This is a genomic window from Endozoicomonas numazuensis, from assembly GCF_000722635.1.
Taxonomy (GTDB): Bacteria; Pseudomonadota; Gammaproteobacteria; order Pseudomonadales; family Endozoicomonadaceae; genus Endozoicomonas_A; species Endozoicomonas_A numazuensis.
The window spans coordinates 1548243-1562726 of sequence record NZ_JOKH01000001.1; the positions used below are offsets into that span (position 1 = coordinate 1548243).

At 46.8% G+C, this 14484-nt stretch carries 13 protein-coding genes and 1 pseudogene; 5 read left to right on the forward strand and 9 right to left on the reverse strand.

The features are described 5' to 3' along the window. Positions 1–67 precede the first annotated feature (67 nt). Positions 68–1834: an SH2 domain-containing protein gene (locus tag GZ78_RS06815; RefSeq protein WP_152558582.1), complete on the reverse strand. Its 1767-nt coding sequence runs from the start codon at positions 1832–1834 to the stop codon at positions 68–70. Between the two features lie 267 nt (positions 1835–2101). Between GZ78_RS06815 and GZ78_RS06820 the strand changes: the two genes are divergently transcribed. Then, positions 2102–2713, forward strand: a complete 612-nt coding sequence (locus GZ78_RS06820; protein WP_051785894.1) for an HNH endonuclease — start codon at positions 2102–2104, stop codon at positions 2711–2713. A 19-nt stretch (positions 2714–2732) separates the two neighbouring features. Then, positions 2733–2903 carry a hypothetical protein gene (locus GZ78_RS29345; protein WP_161787324.1) on the forward strand — a complete coding sequence of 57 codons (171 nt, stop codon included), beginning with the start codon at positions 2733–2735 and terminating at the stop codon, positions 2901–2903. Positions 2904–3173: 270 nt separating this feature from the next. Here the strand turns inward: GZ78_RS29345 and GZ78_RS06825 are convergent, their stop codons facing one another. From GZ78_RS06825 to GZ78_RS06840, 4 genes are all read right to left on the reverse strand, one after another. Then, on the reverse strand, positions 3174–4751 hold the full coding sequence (locus GZ78_RS06825; protein WP_034833701.1) for an AMP-binding protein: 1578 nt from the start codon (positions 4749–4751) through the stop codon (positions 3174–3176). Between the two features lie 35 nt (positions 4752–4786). Beyond that, positions 4787–5587: an enoyl-CoA hydratase-related protein gene (locus GZ78_RS06830; protein WP_034833702.1), complete on the reverse strand. Its 801-nt coding sequence runs from the start codon at positions 5585–5587 to the stop codon at positions 4787–4789. Positions 5588–5819: 232 nt separating this feature from the next. Further along, complete coding sequence (locus tag GZ78_RS06835) at positions 5820–6635, reverse strand: crotonase/enoyl-CoA hydratase family protein (RefSeq protein ID WP_034833704.1); 816 nt, start codon at positions 6633–6635, stop codon at positions 5820–5822. Between the two features lie 151 nt (positions 6636–6786). Then, positions 6787–8433 carry an acyl-CoA synthetase gene (locus GZ78_RS06840; RefSeq protein WP_034834401.1) on the reverse strand — a complete coding sequence of 549 codons (1647 nt, stop codon included), beginning with the start codon at positions 8431–8433 and terminating at the stop codon, positions 6787–6789. A 233-nt stretch (positions 8434–8666) separates the two neighbouring features. Here GZ78_RS06840 and GZ78_RS06845 point away from each other — a divergent pair, with 233 nt between their 5' ends. The 3 genes and pseudogenes from GZ78_RS06845 (at position 8667) to GZ78_RS06850 (ending at position 11597) form a co-directional block, all read left to right on the forward strand. After that, the gene (locus tag GZ78_RS06845; RefSeq protein ID WP_034833706.1) at positions 8667–9851 is read left to right on the forward strand and encodes an MFS transporter; all 1185 of its coding nucleotides are present in this window, start codon (positions 8667–8669) and stop codon (positions 9849–9851) included. A 172-nt stretch (positions 9852–10023) separates the two neighbouring features. Next, positions 10024–10122 (forward strand): annotated as a pseudogene (locus tag GZ78_RS30930) (pentapeptide repeat-containing protein); the annotation flags it as partial. Positions 10123–10175: 53 nt separating this feature from the next. After that, entirely contained in the window at positions 10176–11597 is a 1422-nt protein-coding gene (locus GZ78_RS06850) for a hypothetical protein (RefSeq protein WP_034833707.1), read from the forward strand. A 22-nt stretch (positions 11598–11619) separates the two neighbouring features. Here GZ78_RS06850 and GZ78_RS06855 read toward each other — a convergent pair whose 3' ends face one another. From GZ78_RS06855 to GZ78_RS06870, 4 genes are read right to left on the reverse strand one after another with little or no spacing between them, the layout of a single operon-like run. Then, on the reverse strand, positions 11620–12372 hold the full coding sequence (locus GZ78_RS06855; RefSeq protein WP_161787325.1) for an SDR family NAD(P)-dependent oxidoreductase: 753 nt from the start codon (positions 12370–12372) through the stop codon (positions 11620–11622). A 40-nt stretch (positions 12373–12412) separates the two neighbouring features. After that, entirely contained in the window at positions 12413–12598 is a 186-nt protein-coding gene (locus GZ78_RS06860; RefSeq protein ID WP_152558584.1) for a hypothetical protein, read from the reverse strand. A 16-nt stretch (positions 12599–12614) separates the two neighbouring features. Further along, on the reverse strand, positions 12615–13478 hold the full coding sequence (locus tag GZ78_RS27240) for a cupin domain-containing protein (RefSeq protein ID WP_051785895.1): 864 nt from the start codon (positions 13476–13478) through the stop codon (positions 12615–12617). Further along, positions 13462–14352, reverse strand: coding sequence for a HEAT repeat domain-containing protein (locus GZ78_RS06870; protein ID WP_034833713.1), 891 nt, complete (start codon positions 14350–14352; stop codon positions 13462–13464). Before GZ78_RS06870 ends, GZ78_RS27240 begins: the two co-directional genes overlap by 17 nt. Positions 14353–14484 lie beyond the last annotated feature (132 nt).

Below are 14484 nucleotides of genomic sequence, written 5' to 3' on the forward strand. Positions count from 1 at the left end.
TAGAACAGTATTGAAATTTTTGTGCCACCCGCATTGGCGGTTGAACAATGCTGGGAGATACCAAGAATTAATCAATCCTCATTACATAAGATTTGCTGAGGGTTACCAAATTTCCTGATTCCAGTTTAATTGGGCGACCAAATAGACCTCTGTGGGTTTTAATAAGGTCAGAAATGGTAGTAAAACGAGGGGCGTCTTCATCTTCTTCTCCAAGAACATAGGCTTGTTCATTCGGGAGATACTTGATTGACCATCGATGATGCTCACCATCGTTATAGATTAAAAGAACGTAGCTTTCTGCTTTATTGGGATGATCATAAACCATGAATGAACCATTTATTCCAGAGGCAGCATTCTTGAGGCGGCTATCTGCTTCGTTGGGTGTTATGTTACCGTGATACCACTTCCTTTCCTTCAGAGACTTTATATTTTTAGCCTTGGTGAACTTTTTTTTACTTTTCATTGAACCTTTTATTCTGGGCTTTGGAAGGGCGGCAGTATTGGGCATTGGTATAGCAGAAGTGACAGAAGCAGGTCTGGCAAGGCTTTTATCATGACCCGAGACGGTTAATGATGTGCCTGCTTTTAAAGATGGCGAGCTATAACCAGAAAATCTGGAGTTTAGGGCAAAGTTAAAGCTTTTGGTGATAATAAAGCCCGACATTGCATTGAAGCCCGAAAATTTTGTCAATTTTATTAAAGCTTCCTGCATCAGGATTTCATGCGCCTGGGCATGGTTGTATGTGACAAGATCGGTTGAGTTCTGCCCACTGCTTATACCTATTGCCTGACGTCTAGCCAATGATAAACAGGGCAGCTTATTGTGTTGGGTTATAATCTGGGGGTAAAGGTAGACTCTATCGCCAAGGTTTAGTGCATTGCAGCCCAAGCGACCATCGACAGATTCCAGACTGTAGGCTCGTGAGTTTGATGATGAAATATAAGGTGCACTTTGAAAAGTGTCATTATTCAGAGTTTCAAGGCCTGGATTCTGAGCGAGCCATTTTGTCAGGTGATCAATCCATACCGGAGCTAGAGGTGTGATATATCGTCGATTTGTAGAGGGTGCTGAATAGTCTGGACTCAAGAGTAATTCCACCCAGTCAAGATGGTGATGACCACTAAATTCAACCGTTTGAGGCGCATCAGGTTGTTTTGATGGGTGAAGGGAGACGGAAAGAGAATATCTTGGCTCCCAGAGCTCCTCTTCTGAGGACAAGGCTGACATTTGATCTTCGAACTTTAAACTCAAAAAAATCTTTTCTTTATAAAGTAGTTTGGCCAATTTCAGGTATTCGTTGTTGTCGTAGAAGCTTTCTTCTTTAGTGGGGTCGTAGAGGGTTTGAATAATATAATGGGGAGCATTCAGTTCCTGACCGGTGCCTTCATTTATCTGGCGCATAAGAATAAGTAATGGAGGTGCTTTTTCACTGTCCAGTGGAACGATCCATAATCCATCGTCTTGCCAACGCTCGCGGATTGCAATGGATAACCAGCGATATCCAATCATTGCAGTGTGTGCTGCACTGAGAAGCATACCGGTCAACATCATGTGGCGGTTTAGATACGCTTTACCTGTGGGGTCATGATGGGTCATAAATAGACTGGCTGTGTTCACGGCTGTCCAGCCTGCGACACTATAAAAGAATTGAGTTAGGCTGGATGACTCATAATATTCAACATCTTCTACCTCAGTGCCTTCCCAAAATCTCAGCCCAGAAGGGTGTTTTTGTAAAGTCCCCAATGGAAGCTGTATGAGTTCACCTGCAGAGAAAGCATTGGTGGCTGAAGCAAACAAGATAAGACTGACAAGCAAGTATCGAACAGCTTTCACTGAAGTCACCGAAAGATAGGAACTGTAAAAAATGAATCTGAGTATAGTTAAATATTTTTAGCGGTTATTGTTTATCAAAGGGAGTGTAATCGTCGAATAGACCACTGTTAAAATGGATGTGAAATCGAGTTGAAGCGAGCTATGACTTCCCAAGGTGTGTTCATTTCGATAAGTTAATAAAAAGATGGTCATAATTCACCGATACAATCTTTATTGGGTTTATGCTGTGAAGTGGCTGTATCAGGGATGAAAAACGGGAGCTGAATTATGTACATTCTGCGACTGAATGCCGCCGGGCAACCGGTAGAATGGTTGACCTGGCAGGAAACAGTCTGTCTCTATTCAAGAGATCTGATCCGCTGGAGTCTGGGGGATGTGATATATAAAGTAAGAGGTGGTTACAATCGCTGGCTGGGAACTCAGACGGTTATTGAGCTACCCAGTATTATTGCCTGTGGTGGCAAACGAGTCTTTCCTGCACGTACCAATCCTGCCTTAACCAATTCTTCTCTTTTTGAACGAGATAATCACCAGTGCATGTATTGTGGCAAGTTTTTGTCACGCAAGTATTTAACCCGTGACCATATCCTGCCAACGTCGAGGGGCGGTCTGGATGACTGGATGAATGTGGTTGCTGCCTGTAAACGGTGCAATCAGTTCAAGAGTGATCGCATGCTTGAAGAGCTGGATATGACGCTGGTGGCCTTACCCTATCGGCCTAATGCTGCAGAGTATCTGGCTCTGGTGAATAGCCACCGGATTTTGCCTGAGCAGGCGGATTACCTGAGCAGCCAGTTTTCTGAAAACTGTCGATGGTCTTTGGATCCGGATCGGCAATGGGAAAAAGAGCGTAAGAAAAAGGTAGCACTGATTATGTAGTTGGGTTTCGGGGGAGCCAGTGGCAGTTTTGAAGGTCTCAGGAGCTCTGAAAACAGTTTATCTGAGCCTCAGACAACCAGAAAATCTGCTGTATTTTCATTCCTATCTATTACCGTTGATGAAAGACCGGGTCGCTGATCCGGTGTTACAGGCTTTCCAGTCTGTTCAGAAAAATACAGCCCGTCGTTGAAAAAAAATCCGGATGGGAAGTTATTAGAGGTAGGAGGTTTGAAAGTCTGGTTCAATTGACAGTTGCTCGTTGTCAAATGTCTGTGCAACACACTGCCTGATTTCCTGTTCGTTGTGCGTTCTTGTACATCCCTGAATTTTTTCAGACATGGTTATCAATTAAAAAGGCTATTTCAAGATTGAAATAGCCTCTGGTCAAAGCTCAAGGGGGGGCTCCAAATAAGCTCCCGATTAAAAGCCTGGGCTCCGTTCACCCTGAGCTTGGTGAAGATTACTTCACAGCCCTTTCCTGGCCGTCCCAATACTGGGCTCGAATGGCTTTCTTGTCAGGCTTACCAACCGGTGTCAGCTGAAGAGCTTCGACATAATCAATAGTCTTCGGTGCCTGGACAGAACCTTTGGCATCTTTAACCGCATTGATCAGGCCTTCGGTCAGCGCTTCATTTTTTTCTACACCGGGTCTTAGAACCACTACCGCTTTTACAGATTCTCCCCAGTGATCATCGGGCACACCAATCACCGCAACCTGTGCAACAGAAGGCTGAGCAGACAGTACATTTTCTACTTCTTTCGGGAAGACGTTAAAGCCACCGGTGACAATCATGTCCTTGGTGCGGTCAACAATGTACAGGAAACCGTCTTCATCAAAACGACCTACGTCGCCTGTATGGAGCCAGCCGCCAGCCAGGGCTTCTTCTGTTTGTTCTGGCTGCTTGTAATAGCCGGTCATCACCAGTGGTGAGCGAATGCAAATTTCACCCGGTTCACCGGCAGCAACAGGCTGGTTGTCTTTGTCGAGCAGTTTCAGATGTACCCACGGTGATGGCTTACCTGCACTGCCAAGGCGCTCTGGTTTACTCAGGTCGTGATCTTCACGTTTCAGGTGCGACAGAACCATGGGGGCTTCGGACTGGCCATAAACCTGGAAGAACTTCTGCCCCCACTTGTTGATACCTTCTTCCAGACGGGAAGGGCTCATGGGGCTGGCTCCGTAATAGATGATATCCAGACTGGAAAGATCAGCCGTTTCAGAACGGGGATGATCCAACAGCATGTACAGCATGACAGGAACCATAAAGGTTGCATTGATCTTGTACTTTTCAATGGTGTCAAAGACCAGATCAGGCGTGAAATAGGCGGGGGCAAAGATGGTGCCGCCACGCTGCAGGGTGGGTACCAGAAATGCAGCGCCAGCGTGCGACAGTGGCGTAGCGATCAGCATGCGCAGGTCTTTTGGCAGATCCCACTCCGCCATTATGGCCTGGGTCATATGAGCAGGTACACGATAGGGTTGCAGCACACCTTTAGGCTTACCAGTAGTACCTCCGGTGTAGACGATAGCGTTCAGGTCGTCGGGAGAAATATCCGGGGCTTTCAGGGGCTGAGGTTCAAACTGTTCAGCCAGAGTTGTGTAGTCTTCACCAGCTTCTGTCTCGCCAAAAGCCAATAAGTTTTTCAGTGAGGGGACTATTTCTTTCAGCTCTTTAGCTCTTTCTTCGAACAGGCTGCTGTCATAAACCAGAGTTTCTATCTCGGCGTCGTTCATGACATAGGCATGGTCGTCTTTTGAACCCAGAGGATGCAGAGCCGTGCCGCAGGAGCCGGCAATCGACATAGCACAAAGGTTATAGAGTACTTCCGGGCGGTTACTGGAGAGTATGGCTACCCGGCTGCCAATACCAATACCTTTGCTGGTCAGTACCTGGTGAAACTGGCTGCTTTTTTCACGGACTGTTTTATAGGTGGCAATACTGTCACCTAGGTGCAGACAGGGTCGATCGTCATGCTGGTTAAGACCATCAATGATCAGATGGGGCATCAATGGATAGCTGTTGATATCGTCGCTCATAAGGGTTTCCTGTTGTTCTTTTTTATTTTTCAGGATCAGGCGGGTTCTACTTCTGCTTCTTCCCGCTTGCGGAATTGGGTGAAATCGGGATCACGCTTCTCAAAAATAGCCATAACAGCTTCAATGTTTTCAGCAGATCCGCCCAGTCTTTCCATTTCCGCTTTTTCGTCTGCCAGAGCCTGTTTCAAAGACGTCATACGTGCCGCTTTGACCAGTCGTTTGGTGGCGACCAGAGAACTGACTGGCCATTTGGCAATGTCTTTTGCACTGGCCAGGGCTGATTCATACAGTGTGTCGTCGCTGCAGACTTCTGTAACCAGGTCCAGCTCGGCGGCGCGTTCTGCATTAATCCATTCGGATCGAAGCATGATTTCAGAAGCTTTTCTTTGACCCACAATGGTGGTCAACAGATAGCTGCTGGCAAGTTCTGGTACAAGGCCAAGGCTGGTAAAAGGGAAACGTAATCTCAGGCTTTCACCTACATAGACCACGTCACAATGCAGTAACAGAGTGGCCCCACCGCCAATGGCGATACCTTTTGCGGCGGCAATGAGAGGCTTGTCAAATTCGACCAGGGCCAGCGCACAGGCATCGAAAGGGTGTACCTCTCCTGGCTCCATGGCCGTCGTAAAATCATTGAGATCGGTGCCTGAAGAAAAGTCGTTGCCTGCTCCGGTGAGCAATACAGCCGCAACGCTGTCGTCTGATTGAGCTTCTTGAAGTGCCTGTGTAAACGCTACCCATTGCTCACGGCTGAAAGCATTTTTTTTCTTGGGTCGGTTCAGGGTCAGGATCAGAACACCATCCTGGTATTCCTTCAGAACAGTATGAGTCATGAAAAGCTTCCTCTAGAGGGGGACACTCCCAACACCGGGAGTGAAATCAGTAGTTATACCAATCGCCACTTTAAAATCCCCTGTTGTGCAGCCATTTGAGTCCAATATTCTGCGTTGGGGATCGTCGCCATAACTACGGCTATGACTCCTTACCCCGCCTTTATGCCCTGTGGGTATTGCCTATTGGACTCAAATGGCTTGCTCATAACGGGGTTTGAAAGTTTGATTGGTATTATTCGCCGGTAAATACTGCTGGGCGCTTTTCTTTGAAGGCTTTCATACCTTCCTGGGCATCTTTACTGGACATTACAGGCCAGCCCAGTTGATCGGATTCTGCCAGAGCCTGCTCCATGGCCATGGATTCGTCATGTTGACGCAGTGACTGCATAACGGCTTTGACTGCCAGTGGCCCATTAGCACAGATTTTTTCGGCGATCTCCATGGCTTTAAAGAGCGCTTCACCTTTGCCTACCACATGGTTGATCAGACCCCACTCCAGACATTTTTGAGCGGATACATGTTCACCGGTCAGAAGGACTTCTGCAGCCAGGGCATAAGGGATTTGACGACGCAGACGGACAGTGGATGCCGACATTGGATAAAGGCCGCGAGCAACTTCGGTGACACCAAAAATGGCATCTTCAGCGGCTACCCGAATGTCAGTGCCTTGCAGAATCTCGGTACCCCCGGCCAGAGCATAACCTTCGGCAGCCAGGATGATGGGCTTGTTGGGCATATTTTCCCGAAGGAGCGCTTGCCAGTGCAGATTAGGAACAGACTTCATCAGTTCCTGGATTTCATGGGCATCATCGCCCCCTTCAGGACCTGCAGACAGGTCCATGCCGGCACAGAAAGTGTCGCCATTGGCGGTTAAAACCGCACAACGCAGATTGTCGTCTTCATCCAGTAGTCGCCAGGCCTTATAAAGGCCAACCAGCATGGCTGGGCTGAAGGCATTTTTCTTTTCAGGACGGTTGAGCGTTACGACAAGAACATGATTTTTCTGTTCGATGATGCAGTTTTGGGTACTGATAGGAAGTTCAGACATTTATTATTCTCTTTGTTGTCGAAATGTTTTGATTCCCTTGCTCCTGCTTGGGAACCCATACCTGACAGTGCTTGAAATCCCGGACGTAAACATTCCCACGCGGGAGCGTGGGAATGGTGTTGATAAAAGATCGCCGTATTCTGGCCGGGGGTTAGCCGACCTGGTTCTCTTTGCTCAGGGCAATGTCACGGGTTTCCTTGTAAGAAGGTTTGCCACTTGGAGTCCTTGGCATTTGAGCAACTACGTGTAATTCACGAGGGATCTTGTAACCGGCGATGTGTTTGCGAGCTTCTTCCTGAACGCTCTTGAGGCTGACGTCATGTCCTTCCTTGAGCGTGACAACGGCAGTTACCTTGGCATGGAAGCGTTCGTCAGGGGTTTCAACCACCAGGCAATCGATAATAGCCGGGTTGTTTTTCAAAGCCTGCTCTACTTCTTCAGGGAAGATTTTCTCACCCCCTGAGTTGATGCAGTTGGAGTCACGACCAAAAATGGTGATGGAACCGTCTTCTTCCAGACGAGCGGCGTCGCCTGTCAGCAGCCATGTCTTACCTTTACCTTCTACATCGATAAAGGTTTTAGCGGTTTTAACCGGATCGTTGTAGTAACCCGCCGGGATGTGACCTGAGCGGGAGAATATACCGGTTTCTCCTGGCTTGGCGTGACGAGCCTGTTCAGGCGTCTCACCTTCAACAATAACGTCCATAAACTCGGAACGATTAACGTTACCCAGGCTGGCCTCTTCTTTCTTGCTGCCTGTATCCATACCCATGCTGCCAGATTCAGAAGAACCAAAGGAGTTGGTAATAAAGACATTAGGAAAGTGTTTCTTAAAGGCGTCTTGTTTGGCGTAGGAGAATACAGCGCCCCCTGAACCGACATTGAAGACAGAGTCCAGCTTCCAGCGGCCAGGGTTGTTGTCCAAAGCTTCCAGCAGAGGAATAGCCATGGCATCACCCACAATCTGTACTGAGTTTACCGCTTCCTGCTCAACCAGCCCCCAGACGACTTCTCCATTGAGATTTCGTTCAGGGTTCATGACCAATTTATTTCCGGCCAGCAGAGTGATGCAGGCAAACCACCAGGAGGCTCCATGCATGAGTGGTGCCAGAGGCAGGGAAGCCATTTCAAAGCCGGGCATACGGTCAATGATGTCTTCAGGCTTCTGACAAGGTCCTTTTTCACCACTGTAAAAGCCTCCGCCGCCCATTGCTGCATGGAAAACGTGCTCGTGTGGCCACATCACGCCCTTTGGCATACCCGTGGTGCCACCGGTATAAAGAATAAACAGATCCTGTCCGGAGCGCTCTTCAAAGTCACGAACATTGGACTGGTCAGACATGGCATTTTCGTATTCGGTGGCGCCAATCAGTGACAGATCATGATCGGTAGCATCATCAACGGAAACAAACGTCTTCAACTCAGGGAACTGTCCCTTGATCTCGTTGATGGCCGGAATGAATTCACGGTGGTGAATACAGGCTACGACATCTGCGTTGTCGAAAATGTACGACAGCTCTTCATTGACATAGCGATAGTTAACATTGATGGGAACCGCACGAATTTTGAAACAGGCCAGCATGCCTTCGAGATATTCGCTGCAATTGTACATATAGAGTGCTACATGCTGGCCTGCCTTCACGCCCTGAGCGCTGAGGTAATGAGCCATCTGGTTCGCCCGCTCTTCAAGCTGGGTATAGGTGATGCGGCTGTCGCCACAAACCAGGGCTTCACGCTCGCCAACTGCATCGGCTACCAGCTCGAACATATCGCAGATATTGAAGTGTTTTTCAGCCATTACCTTAATTACCTGTTGTTTATTGTTCTTTTCGACTCTGACCATTCCTGGTCTTGTATTTCCGTTTTTCACGCGTGTCAGGAGAGCGGAAAAACTGAAGATGTCTTGTTGCCTAAGACAAATTTCTTAATGGAGGTAACTAATACCAGAGGGGTCTATGATTCACTTCGTCCACTTGGGGTATAGAGGGCTGTGTTTGCCAGCTATTTACACTCAGGAAACAGGAGTTTTTGATGCCTTCTGAAACCACTATTTCATTTTTTTCTTACTGGCGCGTGGCTATCCTCGCTGGGACTACTCTGATCCTCACCGTTCTGGTAGAAGATGCCTATGTTCCTGTCACAGCGGATGTTGCAAAAGAGTTTGGTGATGCACTGAGTGACTTTCAGTTAACGACCATTCTGTTGATTTGCGTTCAAGGAGTCACTATGCCCCTGTTTGCATCCTTTGGGGACAGGGTAGGGAGAATGCCTGTTCTGGAAAGTGGTTTGCTGGTCTTTATAGTGGGGGCGCTGGTTTGCATGATGGCAGGATCTGACTGGCAGTTTTATGCAGGGCGCATATTTCAGGGGATAGGTGCATCAGCGGTTCTGGTCATTATACCGGCTATGATTCGTGATCGTTACAGTGATAATGAAGCCGCGAGTCAGTTTTCAGCCATAGCTCTTATCCTGCTTGTGAGTCGTATTTTTTCACCGGAGCTGGGGGTGCAGGTGACTTCAAGTTTGGGTTGGAGGTTTCTGTTTGGCTTGATCGCCGTGCTGGGGGTTATCATTCTGTGGATAAGTTTTCGAGCTTTTCATGAGGAAGAGAAAAGTTGCTTTCAACGTCGCAAAAGTTCTTTCCTCATGGATGTTAAACGTGTTTTAAGTCATTCATTGTCGCTAAGGTTTATCTTTACTTACACCGCCAGCTCAACGGTTGTTCTGGTTTATTACAATAATGCCTCATTTCTCTTCATCCAGTATTACCAGCTAACAGAATCTGTTCTGGCATTGATTTTGTCACTATCGTTTGCGGTTCAGGGCGTGGCTTCACTGATCAATATCTGGTGGTTAAAGCAAATGAATTATCGCCAGATCATGACGCTCTCTTTTTATCTGATGGTGCTGTTGGCTGTCATCAATGCTGTGATGGACTGGACTGAAAGTCACACTTTGTTTAGCAATATGCTGCTGTTGTCACTGCTGTTTTTTTTCTCGGCATTTATTGCCCCCAACGCTTTGACGGGAGTGGTTCAGGTGCATCCTGATGCAGCGGCAACGGCCAGTTCATTGATGGATGTAGTCGCCATCATTGTCAGTAGTCTGGCTTCAGTGCTGGTGATTCTGTTATCCGATGGTACGCCAAAAACCCTGTCTCTGGTGGCCATGATGATTTGCTTGCTATCACTTGCTCTATGGTGCAAAAGCAATTGAGGATTTCGACCAGTAGCTTTTTCCAGCTCTCAGCTAATATAAGTCCGCGTATATGGGAATACTTTAATAAAAATGGTTTCGCTTGGAGAGTGGATATACCCGTCGCCTTTCAAGATGCTACGTTGTTGCCAGCGTTCGCTCACCCTGATCACCTACTACTTGCAGGCTCACAGGTTGTAGGCTCACAGGTTGTAGGCTCACAGGTTGTAGGCTCACAGGTTGTAGGCTCACAGGTTGTAGGCTCACAGGGCTTCGCTCACTTGTCGCCTGATAGCATCTTGAAATCCAATGGGTATAGTACTTTATATTCAGAACAGGATTATTATGAGAACATACTTTTTTGTTCTGGCCGTTCTTTTGTCGCTGCCGGCAGGGGCTGAGAGTTACACACGGACAGATGATGATCTAGCCCAATTCATGAGAGAGACGAATCTGATCGATTCCGTCATGGAAATGATGATCAGGAGAACCGCAAGATCGGACGAAGGATTATTGCTTAGACGATATGTTCTGGAAGATGGGGCATTGGTTCAAAGTAATATCAGTACGGAAGAGTCGCTGGGTTTTCAATACAAAGGTGAAAACCAGAGTATAAGCTCAAGCCAAACGACTATTAAGAAGAAAGAGTGTAAAGCAGAGCTCTGTAATGATAAGGCAGCTTCAACCGAGTTAAAGCTGTTTTACTGGCATCTCTCGGACGATGATCCAGGTTCGATAAAATCCATAAATGAACAGTTTGATATTTTGGTCGATAATTTCTCAAAGCTCGATGAAGTCCGGAGGGAAAATCCGGATCTCTTTGTGTTCTCTGGTGTTTCCTATGTGGCGTACCTGGTCCAGATTCATAAGCTTTGTTTGAGAGTCCTGACTTTGAGTTTATCAGATGAAGAGACTCAGAAAGCCTGTCATCTTTTCGGAACGGAAAATCATTATCTGAATGCCCGGACTGATCACGTTTTGTTTGTCGGTGATTTTTTGGTGATCAGTCCATTGCCTCTAGAGCCTTATATCAATCAGTCTAATGATGCTAGTGCAACGTTCTGGCTGAAAACTGGCAGAAACTCAACGGCAAATATTGCTTATGTAACCCACTATAAAGTCCTCAAGGATGATCATTGGCACTCGATTATTCAGTGGACTGGAAATCATGATTTCGCTTGGTCTAATCCAAAAGATGTACAGGTCGGGGACTGGGATTGGATCGCCACCTCAAAAGTCAAGAGTGTATTGGATGAGATGCTGGAAGAGGGAGAGTCAGCCCATGTTTTGACGCATATTGCTGGAAGTGCTTTCCCGAAAAAAAAGGTGGCAAAGCGTTTGAATACAGCGCCTAAGACATACAGTGAGGACTTACCCGATTTTGATCCTGAAAATAATCGTCTGGCACAGGAGATGACCTATAAATTTAATTACCTCCAGCGTCCTCAAGCCCAGCAGATAGCACAGGTTTACCTGTATCGAAAAGGGAAAAAAATAAAAAACTCAGGTGCTCCCATGAAACGGCTGACTCTTAAACAGGCTGATAAGGATGAGGTGGGTAGTCAGGGTTGGTATGAATGGCTTTTTGGGGAGGTGTCTCACAGAGATTTGTCTGCATTCTTTCCCGTGGTGACAACCCTAAAGTACCGGCATGTTGAGCGGCAATCGACGGCGCTTAATTCTAAAGACTCCAATCAGAAGGGACCTGATTCTGTTCCTGGAGTTCCTGTGCTTGAGAATCAGTTGAACCACTATCGCCGCTTCTGATTATTTTTGGTTCTTAGAGCTTTCAAGATTTTAATGGGGTGAGACTCTTTCTAAGAGCCTTTTCATAATAGCTGGATTGTGGTTGCAGGATGATTTCAGTAGGGCAAGAAGAGCCACCAACGGAAAGAATAAAATCGATGGTTTTTAAAATGTCGTTTAATTCTATAGCGTGTTTGTCAGCGGCTTCCGTACCTTCCCTTTGACTGATTTGCCCAGGAAGAATGCTACAGACTTTTATATTGTACTCCCTTACGTCTTCGAACAAAGATTGACAATAACCTCTAAGGCCAAACTTACTGCCGCAATAGGCTGCCCCTCCAGGGTACGACTGCACGCTGGCAATAGAGCCAAAATGAATCAGGCACCCCGAGTTTCTTTGGATCATATCGGGTAAAAAGAATTGATTCAGGGCTATGGGGAACTCAAGGTTTACCTTGAGCAGGCGAGAGTATTCGGCAAATTCAAATTCATGGGCGGGAGCCCATCGAAAGGCACCAGCAGCATGAATAATGAGGTCAGGGCAGCCGACTTTTTCCTGAACAGATTTGAAAAGATAAGGCCACTGATTCTCATCCAGAATCTCACAGGCAATGGTCGATATTCGATGACGGTTTGTGTGAGGCAAGTCTTTGGAGTCATTCAGGCGAGAGGAGGAACTGGCTGTCAGGATAAGATGGATGTCCTTTGCTGCAGTCATTGCTGCAAAGTGTTGGGTAATGGATTGCCCAACCAGCCCGCTGGCACCCGTTATAAGGCATGAACTCCTGTGATGCACGCTTATGTTCTGATGGGCAAGCTGGTTAGCAATGTTTGTTTCATTTATCGGTTTGCACTCGAATGTTGCAACCAAATCCTACGACTTCACCTGCGAATGTGACATCAATGGCTCTTCTGTAAGAGCTGGCAATCATTACGGGCTCTTCCAAGGATGCAAATTCAAGGGGAGCAGGGTTTAGACCTTTTGGTCGATCAGATTTATTCTTTCTTTCAGAAGTTTTCATATCGATTACCTTTCTATCAATCATTTAGAAGTTGGGACAGCCTGCCGGGGACGTAGGGTTCATCATCCCGGGAGGCGTGTTGCAAGAACAGGTTGCTGTTTTCGGGTGATAGCCGGGCTGCTGCATACCAGGCTCTCAGCCGGGTTTGGGCGCTGACATGCTTACTGGCCAGAGTGACCAGAACGTCCACGGTATCCTCATTACCAATTAAAGGGGCAATGCTCAGCATGGCACTGCTGACCGGGTATTGATCAATAGGGTTTTTAATGCATTGTTTCTTGATATCGAAATAAAACTGCATTCTCCGAGTCTTTTCACCAAGCAGTATGTAGTTGAGTGATGCTGAAAAGTCCGCTGGAGGAATCTGGGAGTGTATGTCCCTGTTTGCCCGGTAATACATCAGCTTTCCTGGCGACAGCTGGTAGGTCTTTCGAGGCGTTATCTCAATGGCTTCATCCATTAACCCCTGATATGAGAGACCATCATATTCGTAGGTTTCTGTTTGATATCCGCTGCCAAATAAGCCACAGGTGAGAAAGCTGAAGTCGTGGTCATGTGGTTCACGGTAACTCAGCAGCTGGAAAGGAGACAGGTCACTTTCAGGAAGCCAAACTACGACTCTGACAGCAAATCTCTCATCAATATGCAGTACAAAAACGGGAGGAGTGTATGTGTTGTTGCTCTGAAACTCATCCGGGTGTTTCAGCTGATCCGTCAGAAAGTCTGCGAAAAAACGTTTGTTGTTACACAGGGCTTTTAGCTGACCTGCATTCTCCAATGTTTCGTCCATGTCGTATTGCGACAGGTCGTGACGGCAAAAGTCTATAAACTCGTTAAGAGCTAATGTATGGTCTGTCTTATTTTCAACCACCAGTGGCATATTGAACAACTCCTGGCTGGGGGTTTGTTGCAAATAACGTGGTTTGAGCGGCTTTGCGAATGTGGGGATGTTCATCCTGCAAAGCCAGATAAAGTGCTCCCTTGCCTTTGTCAGGATTCAAGTGATATATCTGTTGTATGGCTTCCCAGCGAGTGTGGTGGTCAGGACTTTCCCTTGCCAGACGAACCAGGCATTCTGTGTGGGATTCATCACCCGTCATGCCTATGACCCTTGCTGCTAATTGTATTCTTGAACTGTTCAGGTGGTTGGCAATCTGGCTTTTTGTTTTCCCCGTGTTCCGGTCAAATAGCCAGCCAATATCGCCTTTGGATTCTGATCGTATGATCAGACAGGGTGGATAGCTTTGATCGCCATTGGGAGCGTCCAGGTCGACAAGGTCTTCATAGGCTTTGAAATAAAAGGGCTTCCAGGGTTCAAAGTAGAAGTCTCCCATTCTTTTCAGATCTGAAGGCTTTTTCCAGTCTCTATTTTTGCTAATATCTGTCGTGTAATAAGGGGACGAAAAAGCCTTCTGGGACAGGTTGATAATAAGAATATCAAACTCACAGCTACGCAAGGGGTCGTTTTCATCACGAAGGTCACTGTTAGCACCCATGCCGGCCTGTTTGATGGTCATGTGGAAATCGTCGCCTATTCGAGCCAGAGCCAGATCACCATTGACCAGAGTTGTTTTTAGATCGTCATTCTCACTGAGTTTGAGGTACTTCAGTAGCAAAGAGTTCAACAGCTGTGACGATTTTGTGGCATTGAACTTTTGAAAAATGGGTATATATCGCTCAGAAAAGCTCAGGCACTTTTTTTGCTGAACTCTTGTAACCAACTCTTCAAGAAACTGAATGTTAAAAGATTGCATGAGCCAACGTATCAAATTAGTGGAAGTAATTAATGATTTAAAAAAAACGACTAGTGCTGTGCGTCGCAAATATAAATCTAAGCAAATAAAGTGATTCTTTCTAATATTTTTTAAGTCGAAATAACGACTATG